Source organism: Streptomyces pyxinae (genome assembly GCF_024756275.1).
Taxonomy (GTDB): Bacteria; Actinomycetota; Actinomycetes; order Streptomycetales; family Streptomycetaceae; genus Streptomyces; species Streptomyces pyxinae.
Genome location: NZ_JANUGQ010000009.1, coordinates 125099 through 142472 on the forward strand (window position 1 = coordinate 125099; position 17374 = coordinate 142472).

At 74.6% G+C, this 17374-nt stretch carries 8 protein-coding genes and 1 pseudogene; 2 read left to right on the forward strand and 7 right to left on the reverse strand.

All coding sequences use genetic code 11. The features are described 5' to 3' along the window. Positions 1-219: 219 nt before the first annotated feature. The 4 genes and pseudogenes from NX801_RS13090 to nsdA all read right to left on the reverse strand — a co-directional run bounded on the left by NX801_RS13090 (position 220) and on the right by nsdA (position 6791). Positions 220-2617: pseudogene (locus NX801_RS13090) on the reverse strand ([protein-PII] uridylyltransferase). Between the two features lie 613 nt (positions 2618-3230). Then, positions 3231-3569, reverse strand: a complete 339-nt coding sequence (locus NX801_RS13095; protein WP_258787779.1) for a P-II family nitrogen regulator — start codon at positions 3567-3569, stop codon at positions 3231-3233. Beyond that, positions 3566-4924, reverse strand: coding sequence for an ammonium transporter (locus NX801_RS13100; protein WP_258787780.1), 1359 nt, complete (start codon positions 4922-4924; stop codon positions 3566-3568). The genes NX801_RS13095 and NX801_RS13100 overlap by 4 nt, the downstream gene beginning before the upstream one ends. Positions 4925-5315: 391 nt before the next feature. Next, the gene (nsdA, locus tag NX801_RS13105) at positions 5316-6791 is read right to left on the reverse strand and encodes a transcriptional repressor NsdA (RefSeq protein ID WP_258787781.1); all 1476 of its coding nucleotides are present in this window, start codon (positions 6789-6791) and stop codon (positions 5316-5318) included. A gap of 620 nt (positions 6792-7411) precedes the next feature. Between nsdA and NX801_RS13110 the strand changes: the two genes are divergently transcribed. Then, on the forward strand, positions 7412-8059 hold the full coding sequence (locus tag NX801_RS13110; protein WP_258787782.1) for a bifunctional DNA primase/polymerase: 648 nt from the start codon (positions 7412-7414) through the stop codon (positions 8057-8059). 444 nt (positions 8060-8503) lie between these two features. Here NX801_RS13110 and ftsY read toward each other — a convergent pair whose 3' ends face one another. Beyond that, complete coding sequence (gene ftsY, locus NX801_RS13115; protein ID WP_258787783.1) at positions 8504-9736, reverse strand: signal recognition particle-docking protein FtsY; 1233 nt, start codon at positions 9734-9736, stop codon at positions 8504-8506. Positions 9737-9967: 231 nt separating this feature from the next. Between ftsY and NX801_RS13120 the strand changes: the two genes are divergently transcribed. Further along, entirely contained in the window at positions 9968-11389 is a 1422-nt protein-coding gene (locus NX801_RS13120) for a cytosine permease (protein WP_258787784.1), read from the forward strand. A 255-nt stretch (positions 11390-11644) separates the two neighbouring features. Here the strand turns inward: NX801_RS13120 and NX801_RS13125 are convergent, their stop codons facing one another. Further along, the gene (locus NX801_RS13125; RefSeq protein WP_258787785.1) at positions 11645-13063 is read right to left on the reverse strand and encodes a sugar porter family MFS transporter; all 1419 of its coding nucleotides are present in this window, start codon (positions 13061-13063) and stop codon (positions 11645-11647) included. Between the two features lie 405 nt (positions 13064-13468). Beyond that, complete coding sequence (gene smc, locus NX801_RS13130) at positions 13469-17056, reverse strand: chromosome segregation protein SMC (protein WP_258787786.1); 3588 nt, start codon at positions 17054-17056, stop codon at positions 13469-13471. Positions 17057-17374 lie beyond the last annotated feature (318 nt).

The window sequence follows — 17374 nt, forward strand, 5'->3', positions numbered from 1 at the left end:
CCTCGCCCGTCCGAATCGGTTACGGACCCGGCCCCGGCCGGGCCGTGCGCGGGGCCGCGGGGACCCGGTCGAGTACCCCGGCGCACGGCGGCGCGCGGCGGGAGCGGAGGCGGGCGCACGGTGGCGCGCGCCCGTCCGGGCCGGCGCTCCGGGGCGGCGCTCCGGGGCGTGCCGGCCGGCGCTCCGGGGCGTGCCGGGTCGCCGTCACGGCCGGCCGGGTCACCCCTCCGTGAGCGCCCGCTCCAGGTCGCGGGCGACGGCGGCGGCCCGGTCGTCGTCCAGAGGGGCGCCGTCGGGCCGGGTGACGTACACGGTGTCCACCGCGTTGGCGCCCAGCGTGGAGACATGGGCGCTGCGCACCCGCACCCCGGCCGTCTCCAGGGCGCGGCCGACGCGGTGCAGCAGCCCGGGCGCGTCCTGGGCCCGGACCTCGATCACCGTCGCCCGGGCGGAGCCGGCCGGGGCCACCGTGACCCGGGGCGGCGGCGCCTGCCGTCCGCGCCGTCGCGGCTGGGCGGCCTCCCGCTCGGCCAGCCGGGACCCGATGTTCAGCGAGCCGTCCAGGGCGCGCAGCAGGTCGGCCCGGAGGCGCCCGGCCTCGGGCAGCGCCCCGTACTCCGCGGCCACCCGCCAGTTCAGTACGAGTACGGATCCGGCGCCGGCGCCCAGGTCGGCCGGCGGGTCCACGGCCCGCAGGTCGGCGGCGCGCACGGTGAGCCGGTGCAGGGCCAGCACCCCGGCGACGGCGGGCAGCGCCCGGCCGCTCGACCAGCGCCACCAGCAGCTCCGCCCCGACCGGCTCGGGCCCGTCCCCGGCGGCCCCGGCGCCCGGTCCACCGCCCGCGGCCCCGGTGCCGCCCGCGCCCGGAACACCGCCCCCGGCCGCGTCGCCGGCCGGTCCGTCGCCCGCGCCCCCGGCGTCCCCCTCCCCCGCCGCCTCCGGCCGGGCGCGCAGCAGCAGGACCGGTTCCCCGGTGCGTACGGCCTCCAGGGCGAGCCGTTCCTGTTCGGCGGTGGGCGCGGCCGGTTCGGGTGCGGCCGGGGCGTCACCCGCCAGCCGGGCGGCGACCCGGCCCACCAGGTCGGCGACGAGCGAGGCGCGCCAGGCCGACCAGGCGGCGGGGCCGGTGGCCAGGGCGTCCGCCTCGGTGAGGGCGTGCAGCAGCTCCAGGGTGTCGGGCGTGGAGACGGCGGCGGCGACGGTCTCCACGGTGGCGGGATCGTCCAGGTCACGGCGGGTGGCGGTCTCGACCAGCAGCAAGTGGTGACGGACCAGGGTGGCGAGGACGGCCGCGTCGCGCTGGTCGAAGCCGATCCGTACGGCGACGTCCCGGGCGATGGTCTCGCCGGCCACCGCGTGGTCGCCGGGCCAGCCCTTGCCCAGGTCGTGCAGGAGCGCGGCGACCAGCAGCAGGTCCGGGCGGTGCACCCGGCGGGTGAGGGCGGCGGCCCGGACGGCCGTCTCCACCAGGTGCCGGTCGACGGTCCAGGTGTGCACCGGGTTGCGCTGCGGCCGGCACCGCACCCGCTCCCAGTCCGGGATCAGCCGGCTGATCAGTCCCTCGGCCTCCAGTGCCTCCCAGACGGCGACGGTCGGTTCGCCCGCGCCGAGCAGGGTGACCAGTTCCTCGCGGGCCTCGGCGGGCCAGGGCACCGGCAGCGGCGGGGCGGCGGTGGCCAGCCGGCGGACCGCGTGCGGGGAGAGCGGCACACCGGACTGGGCGGCCGCGGCGGCGGCGCGCAGCGGCAGCACCGGGTCGCGTTCGGGCCGGGCGGTACGGGCGAGCACGGCCTCGCCGTCCATGTCCACCACGCCGTCGGCGAGCGGGGTGCGCGGCGGCTGCGGGGGCCCGCCGCCGAGCAGCGAGCGCAGCCGGGGCCGCCGGGCCCGGGAGCGGAGCACCCGGTGGACCTCGCGCCAGGTGAGGTCGGCGGCGTAGGAGAGGGTGCGGCCGGCCTCGTACACCTCGCGGAGCAGGCTGTCGCCGTCCAGCAGGCCGAGTTCCTTGGCGACCTGGTCCTGTTCCTGGAGGGCGAGCCGGTCGGTGGCCCGGCCGGTGACCAGGTGGAGGGCGTCCCGGGTGTCGAGCAGCCGGCGGCGGGCCTCGGCCAGCCCCTCGCGCGGGGCGTCGGCCAGCCAGGAGGCGGCGACGGCGCGGAGCGCGGTGGCGTCCCGCAACCCGCCGTGCGCCTCCTTGAGGTCGGGTTCCAGCAGGAAGCGCAGCTCCCCGGCGCGGGCGGCCCGCTCCTGGCAGAGTTCGTACAGCTCGGGCAGCCGCCGGGCGGCCTGGTTCCGCCAGTCGGCGAGGACCGCCGTGCGCAGACCGGCGACCAGGCCCCGGTCCCCGGCGACGGCCCGGGCGTCGAGCAGGCCCAGCTGGACCTTCAGGTCGTCGGCGGCGGCCTTCCGGGCCTCGGCGGGGGTGCGTACCGCGTGGTCCAGGTCGATGCCGAGGTCCCAGACCGGGTACCAGAGGCTGTCCGCGAGCGCGGCGAGGGTCCGGGGGTGCGCGCTGCCGTCGTGGAGCAGCACCAGGTCGAGGTCGCTGCGCGGGGAGAGTTCGCCGCGCCCGTAGCCGCCGACCGCCACCAGTGCCGTCCCGGGCACCCGCGCCACGGCCCGGGCGACGGCCGCGTCCGCACCGGAGACGGCCGCCGGCCCGGCGACCGTGCCCGCGTCCGTGCCGGAGACCCCCGCCGGACCGGTTTCCGCACCCGGGCCACCGGCACCGGAGCCGGCCGGGCCGCCCGCGCCGGAGCCGCCTGTCGCGGTACCGGATCCGGTACCACCCGCCCCGGTACCGGATCCGGTACCGCCCACCGCCGCGTCACCGGCCGCAGTGAAGAGCCCGGCGAGCCAGTCGTCGGTGAGCCGGGAGAGGGCCGCACGGCGTGGCGGGCCGGGCGGCGCTCCCTCTCTGAGCAGGCGCAGCCGGGCCGCCGGGTAACCGCCGGGGCCGGAATCCTCCGTCCGGGTGGTCCGCGTGTCCGCCGTCATCCTCGTCGCCCGGCCTCTCTCTCGTGCCCTAGCCCCGTGCACCCCCGTCACTTCCGGCCGCGTACCGCCCCGCATGGCGGTCCCCCGTCACTTCCGGCCGGTGCCCGACCCGCGTGGCGGTATCCCGTCACTTCCGACCGTGCCGTCCCGCATGGCGGCGCCACCGTCACTTCCGGCCGTGCCGACCCGCGTGGCGGCACACCCGGCGGCCACGGCCCCTCGACCGTTGCGGCTACAGCGCGTCGGGGCCGCGTTCGCCGGTGCGCACCCGGACGGCCGTGTCCACCGGGACGCTCCACACCTTGCCGTCACCGATCTTGCCGGTCCTGGCGGCCTTGACGACGACCTCGATGAGCTGTTCGGCGTCCTCGTCCTCGACCAGCACCTCGATCCGGATCTTGGGCACCAGGTCGACGGTGTACTCCGCGCCCCGGTAGACCTCGGTGTGGCCGCGCTGCCGGCCGTAGCCGCTGGCCTCGGTGACGGTCAGGCCCTGGATACCGAACGACTGGAGGGCCTCCTTGATCTCGTCCAGCCGGTGCGGCTTGACGACCGCGGTGATGAGCTTCATGCGTCCACCTTCTTGTTGGTGCCGGCCGCTGCGAGGGTGTGGCCCGGTCCGGGCGCGGTCTTCCGCGATCCGGTGCCGCCGCCCGCCCCGCTGAAGTCGTACGCGGTCTCCGCGTGCTCGGCCTGGTCGATGCCGGAGACCTCGACGTCCTCGGGCACGCGCATGCCCATGATCCGGTCGATGACGAAGGCGAGCAGGGCGGAGACGAGCAGCGAGTAGGCGAGGACCGCGAAGACACCGGTGGCCTGCTTGCCGAGCTGGGCGAGGCCGCCGCCGTAGAAGAGGCCCTTGGCGTCGGACTGGACGCCGCCGGTGGCGAAGAGGCCGACCAGCAGGGAGCCGGTGACGCCGCCGACCAGGTGAACGCCGATCACGTCGAGGGAGTCGTCGTAGCCGAATGTGTACTTGAGGCCGACGGCCATCGCGCAGAGCAGTCCGGCGACGGCGCCGATGGCGATGGCGCCGAGCGGGGAGCAGGAGCCGCCCGACGGCGTGATGGCGACCAGCCCGGCGACCGCTCCGGAGGCGGCGCCCAGGGTGGTGAAGGAGCCGTGGCGCAGCTTCTCGTACGCCAGCCAGGCGAGCATCGCGGCGGCGGTGGCGACCTGGGTGTTGAGGAACATCACCGCGCCGACGCCGTCGTCGTTGCCCAGCCAGGATCCGGCGTTGAAGCCGAACCAGCCGAACCAGAGCAGTCCGGCGCCGAGCATCACCAGCGGCAGGCTGTGCGGCCGCATCGGGTCCTTGCGGAAGCCGACGCGCTTGCCGATGACCAGGATCACGCCGAGCGCGGCGGCACCGGCGTTGATGTGGACGGCGGTGCCGCCGGCGAAGTCGATGACGCCCATCTCGAACAGCCAGCCGCCCGAGCCCCACACCCAGTGGGCGACCGGGAAGTAGACGGCGGTGACCCAGAGGGCGATGAAGAGCGCCCAGGCGGTGAACTTGACGCGGTCCGCGAGGGCGCCGCTGATCAGGGCGGGGGTGAGGATGGCGAACATCAGCTGGAAGACGGCGAAGACGTACACCGGGATGGTGTAGCCGTCCCAGAGCTGGGTCAGTCCGATCCCGCTGAGGCCCGCGTAGTCGGAGGACCAGCCGATGACCGAGCCGGCGTCCGCGCCGAAGGCGAGGCCGAAGCCGTAGAGCACCCAGAGGATCGTGACGATCCCGAGGCTGATGAAGCTCATCATCAGCATGTTGAGGGTGGACTTGACCCGGACCATGCCTCCGTAGAAGAAGGCGAGGGCCGGTGTCATCAGCATCACCAGGGCGGAGCAGATGAGCATGAATCCGGTGTTGGCGGCGGACAGCGCGGGCGCGTCCGCGGCCAGTGTCGTGATGCCTGGGGGCATCGGCGTCTCCTCGTCGTCGTACGGCCGGTGCGGGGCGTAGCCGGGTGGGGGTGCGCGGCTGGGGGGAGGGTGGCCGGTTATGACGCCCGAGGTTGGCGCAGTGCGGTTTCGGTCGACGCCCCCCGGTGTTTCGCCCGGGTGACGAAGGGGGTGGCCGTGTTACGTCACCGTGAACCACGGGGTCACAGGGATGTAACGGGCCCTCCCCGGTCCGGGGACACGGACCGGCCGCGACAACCACCCGGTTGACCTGGCACGGGGGAGCCGAGTCGGGCATCAGGGGCGGTTGTCGCGGCCGGGGTCTTGGGCCGGTCCGCGCCGGAGCGATCGGCCGGGGTCGGGGCGGCCGACGCGGGCGGGTGGGCGGTGGTACGGCGTCCCGCCGGGCCCGTCAGACGGCCTCCGCGGTCTCGGGGAGGTCCTGGGCGAGCCGGTCGCCGAGCGCGATCACCTCGGGTACGTCTCCGAAGTCGCGCGTGGCGGCGGCCACGGTCTTGCGGAGCCGGGTGTTGACCCGCTCGGAGCGGACCCGCCCGGCGACGTCCAGGGCCCGCCCGGCGAGGACGGCGGACTCTTCCGGCTCCTGTCTGAGCAGGTGGACGGTGGCCATGCCGACGAGGTTGAGGGCGTAGGAGCGCTGGTGCTCGTCGTCCCGGCCGAACAGCTCGACCGCCCGCTCCATCACCGGCTCCGCCAGCGAGGCGTACGTGGGGCTGCGGCCCGCCACATAGGCGAGGTCGCGGTAGGAGTGGGCGTTCTCGCCGTTCAGCTCGGCCTCGGAGAAGAACCGGATCCAGTCGGGCTCGGGGTCGCCCTCGGTGCCGGCGTCGACGAAGGTGTCCTCGGCCATCCGCACGGCCCGCTTGCACTTGCTGGGGTGCCCCATGTTGGCGTACGCCCGGGCCTCCATCGCATACAGCATGGCCTGGGTGCGGGCGGTGGCGCAGTCCCGGCTGCCGTACTGGGCGAGGTGGATCAGCTCCAGGGCGTCCTCGGGGCGGCCGAGGTGGATCATCTGGCGGCTCATGGACGAGAGGACGTACGAGCCGAGGGGCTTGTCGCCGGCCTCCTTGGCCGCGTGCAGGGCCAGCACGAAGTACTTCTGGGCGGTGGGCTGGAGGCCCACGTCGTAGCTCATCCAGCCGGCCAGCTGGGCCAGTTCGGCGGCGCAGCCGAAGAGCCGCCGGGAGGTGGCGGCGGGCTGGGGCTCCTGGAGCAGATCGGTGACCTCGTGGAGCTGTCCGACGACCGCCTTGCGGCGCAGCCCGCCGCCGCACTGGGCGTCCCAGTGGCGGAACATGGCGGTGGTGGCTTCCAGGAGTTCCAGCTCGGGCTCGGAGAGCCGGGAGGGCCGCCGCGCGCCGCCGGCCGGTTCGGAGTGGAGGGGTTCGGCCGGGAGGGCGGGGACCAGCCAGCGCTGCATCGGCTCGACGAGGGCGGGGCCGGCGGCGAGTGAGAGCGAGGTGCCGAGGAAGCCCCGGCGGGCCAGCATCAGATCGCTGCGGGAGAACTCGCTGAGCAGGGCGACGGTCTGCGGGCCGGCCCACGGCAGGTCGACCCCGGAGACCGAGGGCGACTGATGGGCGGTGCGCAGCCCCAGGTCCTCGACGGCCACCACGGTCCCGAAGCGCTCGGAGAAGAGCTCCGCGAGGATGCGCGGGATGGGTTCGCGCGGCTGCTCGCCGTCGAGCCAGCGCCGCACCCGGGAGGTGTCGGTGCTGATGTGATGCGCGCCCATCTGCCGCGCCCGGCGGTTGACTTGACGGGCGAGCTCGCCCTTGGACCAGCCGCTGCGCACGAAGTGCGAGCCCAATGGCTCGTTCGGGCGCTTACCGGCGGCCGTGCCGTCCGCCTCGCTGCCACCCACTGGAACGCCCCCATCCCGCTGGAGAGTCGGAAGTTCGTCCGCCGCGCCGGACCGGCCGCCGCGAACGGTGTGCGGACCGCCGCCGGACCGCCGCCGGCCGGGACCGTCCGTCCGGGGTCCGCGCCCCGGGCCTCGCGTCCCCCGGCCCCGCGAGTCCCGGCCCTGCGCATCCCGGCCCTGCGGACTCCGGGCTCGCGAGCCCTCCGGACAGGCTGTCGGCGTGCCCCCGGCATACCCACCGAACATGTGGTTACCCCGGGTCCCCTGCACCGAAAGTAATCCTACGATCACCCGTCCCGCGAGGCCGTCTCCGGAAACGCCACCATTCGCCACCCCTTCGAATGAACTCCTCCCCGGCCGAGCGCGATTGACTTGACGTGCGCTGTCCGGTCGGGGCCGTCCGGCGCCGCCCGGATCCGGCCGGACCGGCCGAGACCGGTCGGAGCGACGGGGCCCACCGGGCCCGGCGACCGGCCGACCGAAGCACGCGACGGCGCGAACGGGTCGCGCGCGCCGCTTCGCGCACTCGTGTGCGCCTCGCCCACCACCCGCACCACGACACGGAGTCATAAGAGAACTCCCTTTCGTAACCAGCCCGGGATTCACCCGTTGGAGGAGGTATGGGCTTCACGATCGGCACCACCCGCATCCGTGAGCTGCGACGCCACCGCGGCCGCGCCTCCGAGTGCCTCGCGGTGGCGGAATACACCGGGCTGTGGGGCTGGGCCGTGGTCCCCGGCGCCCGCGCCGCCTCCGGCGACTGCTCCTGCGGCTCCCCCTCCTGTACGGCTCCGGGGGCGCATCCGCTCGGCTTCGCCCCCGAGGTCCCGGCCGGCGCCACCCTCGCCACGGCCACCGCGATCTGGTCCCGGTGCCCCGGGGCGGCCCTGCTGCTCCCGGTGGGCCGGCACTTCGACGTGCTGGAAGTGGCGGAGACGGCCGGCCGCCGGGCGCTGGCGCGACTGGAGCGGATGGGGCTGCCGCTCGGCCCGGTCTGTGTGACCCCGACGGGGCGCGCCCGCTTCCTGGTGGCGCCGGGCGCGGCGGCCGAGCTGCCCCGGCTGCTCTACCGGATGGGCTGGGACGACGCCCGGCTGGACCTGCGGGGACTCGGCCCGGGGGCGTACATCACGGCACCGCCCTCGGACCTCGGCGGCCTGGGCCCGGTGCGCTGGCTGCGCCCGCCCGGCCTGGACGCGGGGGCCCCGCCCGAGGCGCGACTGCTGCTGGGCACCCTGGCGTACAGCTGCCACCGGTCGGCGGCCTGAGCCTCGCCGTCCGGCGGGGCACTCGCTCCGGGGCTCCGGCCCTCGCTCCCGGGGCTCCGGGATCCCGCCCGCCCGCCGGAAGTCCCGGGCCCCGGCCACCAGTGGCCGCGAGCGGCCCGGCGCGGTGCCGGGACGGTCCCGGACACGAGCGGCCCGGCGCGGTGCCGGAACCGAGCGGCCCGGGACCGCGCCGGAAGGATCCCGGCACGGCCCCGGAAAGACGAACGGCCGGGCGACGCCCCCGAGGGGGTGCCGCCCGGCCGTGGTGCGTGGTGCCGGACACCCGGGCCGCCGGACCGGGCACCCGGCCGGGCCGCCGGACCGGCCACTGAACCCGGCGCCGGACTGGACGAGCCGGCCGGACAGGACCGGACCGCCGCTGAATCCGGCACCGGGCCGGACGGGCAGGACCGGCCGGGTCCGGAGACCGGCCGGCCGGACGTCTCAGGCCGGGTCGCCGATCAGGGCGTCCACAAAGGCCTCCGGCTCGAACGGGGCCAGATCGTCCGGGCCCTCGCCGAGACCGATCAGCTTGACCGGCACGCCCAGCTCCCGCTGGACGGCGACCACGATGCCGCCCTTGGCCGTGCCGTCGAGCTTGGTCAGCACGATGCCGGTGATGTCCACGACCTCCGCGAACACCCGGGCCTGGGTCAGTCCGTTCTGGCCGGTGGTGGCGTCCAGCACCAGCAGCACCTCGTCCAGCGGGCCGTGCTTCTCGACCACCCGCTTGACCTTGCCCAGCTCGTCCATGAGACCGGTCTTGGTGTGCAGCCGGCCGGCCGTGTCGATGAGCACGACATCGGCGCCCTCCGCGATGCCCTCCTTGACCGCGTCGTACGCGATGGAGGCCGGGTCGCCGCCCTCCGGGCCGCGCACGGTGCGCGCGCCGACCCGCTCGCCCCACGTCTGGAGCTGGTCGGCCGCCGCCGCGCGGAAGGTGTCGGCGGCCCCGAGGACGACCGAGCGGCCGTCCGCGACCAGGACCCGGGCCAGCTTGCCGGTGGTGGTGGTCTTGCCGGTGCCGTTGACGCCGACGACCATGACGACGCCCGGGGTGTCCATGCCGCTCTCGGTCTTCACCGTGCGGTCCAGGTCGGGGCCGACCAGGGTGATCAGTTCCTCGCGGAGCAGGGTGCGCAGCTCGGCGGGGGTGCGGGTGCCCAGCACCCGGACCCGCTCCCGCAGCCGGTCCACCAGCTCCTGGGTGGGGGCGACACCGACATCGGCGATGAGGAGGGTCTCCTCGATCTCCTCCCAGGTGTCCTCGTCGAGGTGCTCGCGGGACAGCAGCGTGAGCAGCCCCTTGCCGAGCGAGTTCTGCGAGCGGGCGAGCCGGCCGCGCAGCCGGACCAGGCGGCCGGCGGTCGGCTCCGGGGTCTCGACGACCGGGATCGGCGGTTCCGCGACCACCGGGTCCTCGACGGCGGTCGGGGCCTCCACCACCTCCTCGGCCGTCGGAAGCCCGACCTCCTCGATGGTGCGGCGCGGTTCTTCCCGCGGTGTCTCCGCCTCCTCGCCGACACGTGGCTCGGCGGGCGGGGCGGTGATGGTCGGCGGGGCCGGCGGTGCCTCGGGCGGTGGCAGCTGCTTCTTCCGGCGGCTGCTGACCACGAGTCCGCTGATCGCGCCGACCGCGACCAGGGCGATGACTACAGCAAGGATGACGAATTCCATAACCCGACCAGTATCCCCCAGCGCCCCGGCCCGTCATCTGAGCCTTTTGGGGGGAATGTACGATGCCCTTTTGTCCTGTGCTTGCCACGGACTTGTCCTGTGCCGGCCGCCCTTCCCCGGGCCCCGGAGCCCCCCGTTACCGCGAGCCCGCCGGAGTTCCGTATGCCGCGCGTCCCCGAAGAGACCCACGCCCCGACAGACGCCCCGATATCCGATCCGACCGAAGGGGCGATGGAGACCCGCGGCCTCGAACCGGTGCCCGACGCCGAGCGGACGGGCCGCGTCCGGGAGCTGTTCCCGACCTGGGTGGCGGCGAACATCAGCGTGCTGCTGCTCACCATGGGCGCCGGTCTCGTCGTCTTCAACGGGCTGAACTTCTGGCAGGTCCTGGTCGTGGCGGTCGCCGCGCCGCTGCTCTCGTACGGGATCGTCGGCGTGATCTCGATCGCCGGCAAGCGGGGCGGCTCGCCGGGCATGGCGCTCTCCCGGGCGGTGTTCGGGCAGCGCGGCAATCTCTTCCCCGGGGCGCTGATCTGGGTGGCCCGCTGGGGCTGGGAGACCATCAACGCGGTGACCGGCGCGTATGCCGTCCTCACCGTGCTGGATCTGCTGTTCGGGGTGAAGAGCAGTACGCCGCTGATCGTGGTGACCCTGCTGCTCTTCGTGGCCTGCACCTTCCTGGTGTCGGGCCTGGGTATCAACGCGCTGCGGGTGTGCAGCACCTGGTCGACCTATCTCTTCGGCGCCTTCTCGGTGCTGGTGCTGGTCCATCTGGTGGCCACCGCCGACTGGTCGGCGGTCTTCGCCCGGCCGGCCGGTTCGACGGCCATGATGGTGGCGGGCATCGGCACCATCGCGGCGGGCGGCATCAGCTGGGTGCCGTCCGGCCCCGACTTCACCCGCTATCTGCCGCGTACCGCCTCGAACCGGGCGATGGTGGCGTCCACCGTCGGCGGCGCCGGGATCGTGGTGGTGCCCATGGTCCTGATGGGCGCGGTGATGGCGGTGGCCACACCGGACCTGGCGTCGGCGCAGGACCCGGTGTCGTTCATCGGGGAGCTGCTGCCGACCTGGATCTCGGTGCCGTATCTGCTGATCGCGCTGATCGGCATGCTGCTGATCAACTCCATGTCGATGTACTCGGCGGGCTTCACCGCCCAGACCCTGGGCATCTCGGTGCCGCGCGCCTGGGCGGTCAGCGTCAACGCGGTGATCTCGCTGATCTTCGGTTTTCTGCTGATGGTGGTGGCGACCAGCTTCATCGGCTCGTTCATCTCCTTCCTGACGCTGCTGGCGGTGGCCTTCTCCGCCTGGATCGGCGTCTTCGGCGTGGACATGCTGCGGCGGACCGACTACGACGGCGAGGCGCTGATGGACACCTCCCGCACCAGCGCCTACTGGTACCGGGGCGGTTTCGCCTGGCAGGCGATGACGGCCTGGGCGGTGGCGCTGGCGGTCGGGCTGCTCTTCACCAGGGTCGACTGGTTCAGCGGTCCGCTGGCCGGCTCCTGGATCGGCCGGAACGGCCTGGGCTGGCTGGTGACCATCGTGGGCGCGGCGGTGCTGTACGGCGTGCTGCCGCGCGGCGGGCGCCCCGCGGCCGGGCCGGCCGAGCCGGGCGCGGAAGCCCCGGCCGCCTCCCCGGCCCGCTGACCGCCGCCGGCCGCTCCCCCACCCGGTCCTGAGCGGCCGGACGCCGCGTACCCCGTCCGGGGCCGGAGTCGTACGGGCGGTGCCCGGCGGACCGCCCGGCACGGGCGCGGCCCGGCGGACCGGCCCCGGCCCGTACGTCCGTGCCGGGCCCGGCCGTGTGCGGCGGGCCCGGCACGTGCACCCCGTACACACGGAACTGCCCCGGCTCGGGATCGAGCCGGGGCAGTTCCGTTCGAGGAGCGGGGCAGCGGGGTATTAGCCCATCTCCTCCAACGCCTTGCCCTTGGTCTCCTTCACGAACTTGAGCACGAAGGGGATGGAGAGCGCGGCGAAGACCGCGTAGATGACGTACGTCCCGGAGAGGTTCCAGTCCGCCAGGGACGGGAAGCTCGCGGTGATCGCCCAGTTGGCGATCCACTGGGCGGAGGCGGCGACGCCGAGGGCGGCGGCGCGGATGCGGTTGGGGAAGATCTCGCCCAGCAGGACCCAGACCACCACGCCCCAGGAGAGGGCGAAGAAGAGCACGAAGACATGGGCCGCGATCAGCGCGACCACACCCTGGGCGTGGGGCAGCTGGCCGTCCACCAGGTCGGCGGAGAAGGCCCAGGCCTCGCAGGCGAGGGCGATCGCCATGCCGGCCGAGCCGATGAGGGCGAGCGGCTTGCGGCCGATCCGGTCGACCAGGACCATCGCGATCACGGTGCCGATGATGTTGATGATCGACGTGGTGAACGAGTAGAAGAACGAGCCGGCCGGGTCGATGCCGACGGACTGCCAGAGCGTCGCGGAGTAGTAGAAGGCGACGTTGATGCCGACGAGCTGCTGGAAGACCGAGAGCCCGATGCCGATCCAGACGATGGGGAGGAAGCCCGCCCCGCCGCCGAGCAGGTCCTTGAAGCTGGACTTGTGCTCGCGGCGCATCGCCGTCTCGATCTCGTGGACGCGGGCGTCCAGGTCGATGTCCCGGCCCTCGACCTCGGCGAGGACCTCCTTGGCCCGGTCCTTGCGGCCGACGGAGATCAGGAAGCGCGGGGACTCGGGGATCGCGAGGGAGAGCAGCCCGTAGAGCACGGCCGGGACGACCATCACCCCGAGCATCCACTGCCAGGCCTCCAGGCCGCCCAGCTTGCCGCGCTGGTCGCCGTCGGCCAGGTTGATGATGCCCCAGTTGACCAGCTGGGAGATGGCGATGCCGATCACGATGGCGGCCTGCTGGAAGGAGGCGAGCCGGCCGCGGTAGGCGGGCGGCGAGACCTCCGCGATGTACGCCGGGCCGATCACCGAGGCCATACCGATGGCGAAGCCGCCGATGACGCGCCAGACCGCGAGGTCCCAGAGTGCGAACGGCAGGGCCGAGCCGACGGCGCTGATGGTGAAGAGGACGGCGGCGATCTGCATGCAGCGGATGCGGCCGATGCGGTCCGCGATCCGGCCGGCGGTGGCGGCACCGATGGCGCAGCCGATCAGCGCGATGGCGATGACCTGGGCGAGGGTGCCGGAGCCGATCTCGTAGCGGCTCCGGATGGCCTCGACGGCGCCGTTGATCACGGAGCTGTCGTAGCCGAAGAGGAAGCCGCCCATCGCGGCGGCGGCCGTGATGAAGATGACATGCCCGAGGTGGTCGGGGTGGGCCTCGCGGGCTCCCGACGCCGGTGGCTGCGCGGTGCTGGTCACGTGTACTCCTGGGCCCGGCACCATCGCCGGGCATGGGGGGCGAGCCCTTCCAGTGGCGCACAACTTCCAGCCGCCCACCACTTGAAGGTAAATACAACGTTGCAGAGACTATGCCTTCAGATTTCGAAGTCAATAGTTGGCCTGAACTGATTCTTGATCCAGTCCCGAGGGGAGTTGCGTTCATGAGTTGAACTCAACTCCGAAGGGCGGGCACTCGGTGCCTCGGTGGGGATACCTCGCTCCCGTGGCCCGTCCGGGGCACCCTCGGCCCGCCCCGGCCGGCGCGCGGCGCACGGGGACGCCCGGCGGCGCGCATGATGCGCCCCCGGCGCGGGACACCCGCGTGATCACGCCAGGCTCCCGGTACCGGTTCCGGCCCGGACGTCGGCCCAGGGCCCGGCGCGGTCAGCGCAGGCGCTGGCTGATCACCTTGGAGACGCCGTCACCCTGCATGGACACGCCGTAGAGCGCGTCCGCGACCTCCATCGTCCGCTTCTGGTGGGTGATCACGATCAGCTGGGAGCTCTCCTGGAGCTCGCGCATGATCCGGATCAGCCGCTGGAGGTTGGTGTCGTCCAGCGCAGCCTCGACCTCGTCCATCACATAGAACGGACTGGGCCGGGCCTTGAAGATCGACACCAGGATGGCGACAGCGGTGAGCGAGCGTTCACCGCCCGAGAGCAGCGACAGCCGCTTGACCTTCTTCCCCGGGGGACGGGCCTCGACCTCGATGCCGGTGGTCAGCATGTTGCCGGGGTCGGTGAGCACGAGCCGTCCCTCGCCGCCCGGGAAGAGCCGCGAGAACACGCCCTGGAACTCACGGGCGGTGTCCCGGAACGCCTCCGTGAAGACCTGCTCGACCCGCTGGTCCACCTCCTTCACCACCTGAAGGAGGTCGGCCCGTGTCTTCTTCAGGTCTTCGAGCTGCTCGGAGAGGAACTGGTGACGCTCCTCCAGCGCCGCGAACTCCTCCAGCGCCAGCGGATTCACCTTCCCGAGCCGTTGGTACGCCCGTTCGGCCGACGAGAGCCGTCTCTCCTGTTCCGCGCGGACGAAACGCACCGGCTGGTTGCGGGGGTGCGCCGGGTCCTCCGGCAGTTCCTCGCCCTCGGCGGGCGGCGCGGGCGGTACGGGCTGGTCGGGACCGTACTCGGCGATCAGCGCGGCCGGTTCGACGCCCAGTTCCTCCAGCGCCCTGGTCTCCAACTGCTCGATGCGCAACCGCTTCTCGGCCCCGAGCACCTCACCCCGGTGCACCGAGTCGGTGAGCTTGTCCAGCTCCGCCTTGAGCTCCCGGCCGGCCGCCCGGGCGGCGGTCAGCTCCTGGTCGCGCACCGCCCGGGCGGCCTCGGCGGCCGTCCGCTCCGTCTCGGCCCGGGCGGTGGACACCTCGACATGGGCGAGCAGTTGCCGGGCGCCGGCGGCCACCGCGCGGGCCGTCGCCGCCTCGTGGCGCAGCCGGGCGCGCCGCTGTTCGGCCCGGGCGCGGGCCTCGCGTTCGGCCCGGGCCCCCCGGTCCAGCGCGTCGGCCCGGCCGGCCAGTGCCTTCACCCGTTCCTCGTGGGTACGGGCCTGGAGCCGGGCCTCCATCTCGGTCTGCCGGGCGTTGGCCCCGTCGGCGGCGAGCCGGTCGCGCACCGTGGTGTCGGGCTCCTCCTCGGCCGGGGTCTCCTCGGCGGCCAGCAGCCGGGCGGCCAGTTCCTCCGCCTCCTCGGCCGCCCGGTCCAGCGCCTCCTGGGCCCGGTCGGCGGCGGCCGCCGCGCGCTCGGCCTCCCCGGCGGCACCCCGGGCCTGCCCGGAGAGCCGGCCGAGCGCCTGGCCGACCGCGGACTGCTCCCGGTCGGCCGCCCGGCACCGCTGCTCCAGCTCCTCGGCCCGGGCGGCGGCGGCCCGGTGCCGTTCGGCGGCCTCGTCCTGCCGGGCGGCCAGTTCCTCGCACCGTACGGTCAGCGCGGCCAGCTCCTCGGCGGCCTCGTCGACGGACGCCCGGACCTCCAGCAGGCTGGGCGCCCCGGCCGAGCCGCCCTGCGCCAGGTGGCTGCCGAGCAGGTCCCCCTCGGCGGTGACGGCGACCAGTTCCGGGCGCTCCTCCACCAGTTCCCGGGCCTCGGTGAGTCCGGGGACGACCACGACGTCCCGCAGCAGCCGCCGGACGGCCGGCAGCAGCCCGGCCGGACCGCGCACCAGCCCGGCCGCCCGGACCGCTCCGGGCTCCTGCCCTCCGGCCGGGTCGGCCGGTCCGACAGCCGGTACGGCTCCAGCCTCGTCGTCGTACGGGCCGGCCAGCAGCAGCACGGCGCGGCCGGCGTCCTGTTTGCGCAGCAGCGCCAGTGCCTCGGCCGCCGTCGCCGGGTCCCGCACCGCCACGGCGTCGGCGGCGGCGCCCAGGGCCGCGGCGACCGGCGCCTCGTACCCGGGGGTGACGGTGAGCAGCCCGGCGGCCGGGCCGAGCACCCCGGGCAGTTCCGCGCCCGCCGCCAGCAGCGCCGCCGTACCGTCCTTCCGGCGCAGTCCCAGGGCCAGGGCGTCGTGGCGGGCCCGGGTGGCGGCGCGTTCCCGGTCGGCGGCGGTGGCGGCCTCCCGCGCCCCGGTCAGCGCGGCCTCCGCGTCCCGCAGTTCCTTGCGGGCCGCCTCGTGGGACCCGGCCAGCTCGGTGCCGGCCGCCTCGGCTCCGTCGGCCTCGGCCCGCAGCCGCTCGTACTCCTCCTGAGCGGCGGCGGCCCGCTCCCGCGCCTCGTCGCTGGCCTCGGTGAGGCGCTCGATCTCGGCCCGGGCGGCGGCGGCCCGGGAGCGGGCGGCACCCGCCTGGGCGGAGAGCCGGGCCAGCCCCTCGCGCCGGTCGGCCAGGGCGCGGGCGGCGTCCCGGAGCCGGCGCTCCTCGGCGGCGAGCGCCCGTTCCAGTTCGGCGCGGTGCGCGACGGTGTCCTCCAGGGCGCGTTCGGCCGCCTCCAGCGCGGCGGTCAGCTCCGCCTCCTGCTCCCGGACGCGCGCGGCCTCCCGCTCCATGTCCTCCGGGTCGCGGCCCCGGCGCTCCTCGGGCGGCGCGGCGGTGGCGCTGGTGACCCGGGCGTCGGCCAGCGAGACGGTGCCGCGCACCCGCTCGGCCAGCCGGGCCAGTTCATTGGCGGTCTCCTGGGCGCTCCGGAGCCGGGGCGCGAGCCGCCGGACCTCCTCCTCCAGCTCCGCCTCCCGGGCCAGCGCCTCCCGCAGGCGGGCCTCGGCGCGGTCCTTGCGCTCCTTGAGTGCGGCCTCGTCGGCGAGTTCGGCGTCGAGCGCGGCCCGGAGGCGTACCAGGTCGTCGGCGAGCAGCCGCAGCCGGGCGTCCCGCAGATCGGCCTGGATGACGGCGGCCCGGCGGGCGACGGCGGCCTGCCGGCCGAGCGGCTTGAGCTGGCGGCGCAGTTCGGTGGTCAGGTCCTGGACCCTGGCGAGGTTGGCCTGCATCGCGTCGAGCTTCCGGAGCGCCTTCTCCTTGCGCTTGCGGTGCTTGAGGACGCCGGCCGCCTCCTCGATGAAGGCACGGCGGCCCATCGGGTCGGCGTGCAGCACGGAGTCGAGCCGGCCCTGTCCGACGATCACATGCATCTCGCGGCCGATGCCGGAGTCGGAGAGCAGTTCCTGCACATCGAGCAGCCGGCAGGTGTCGCCGTTGATCTGGTACTCGCTGCCGCCGTTGCGGAACATGGTCCGGGTGATAGTGACTTCGGCGTAGTCGATGGGCAGCGCGCCGTCGGAGTTGTCGATGGTGAGGGAGACCTCGGCGCGGCCGAGCGGCGGGCGCCCGCCGGCGCCCGCGAAGATCACGTCCTCCATCTTGCCGCCGCGCAGCGACTTGGCGCCCTGCTCGCCCATGACCCAGGAGAGCGCGTCCACCACATTGGACTTGCCCGAGCCGTTCGGCCCCACGACGCAGGTGATGCCCGGTTCGAACCGGAGGGTGGTGGCCGAGGCGAACGACTTGAAACCGCGGAGGGTCAGGGCCTTGAGGTGCACGCCCGCCGACTCTACCGGGCGGCCTCCGTTTGGCCCTGTTACCCGGAGGGCAGATCTGACCGTGAACGGAAGGGGGGCGGCGAGTGACGGATGGGGCACGGTTCAGCACCGGGCCGACCGGGACACCGGTGGCACCCGCGCCCGCGGCTCCCTCCGGACCGGTGACGGCAGCGGTCGGCGGAAGGGACGGGCGCGGCGGGCGTCCGGGGCAGCCGCGGAGGAGCGGCAAGGCCCGGAGAAGCCGCAGAGGATTCCGAGCGGACATCGGAAAAGACGGAGAAAAGACAGAAGGGACGCCGTTCGGCGTCCCTTGCATAT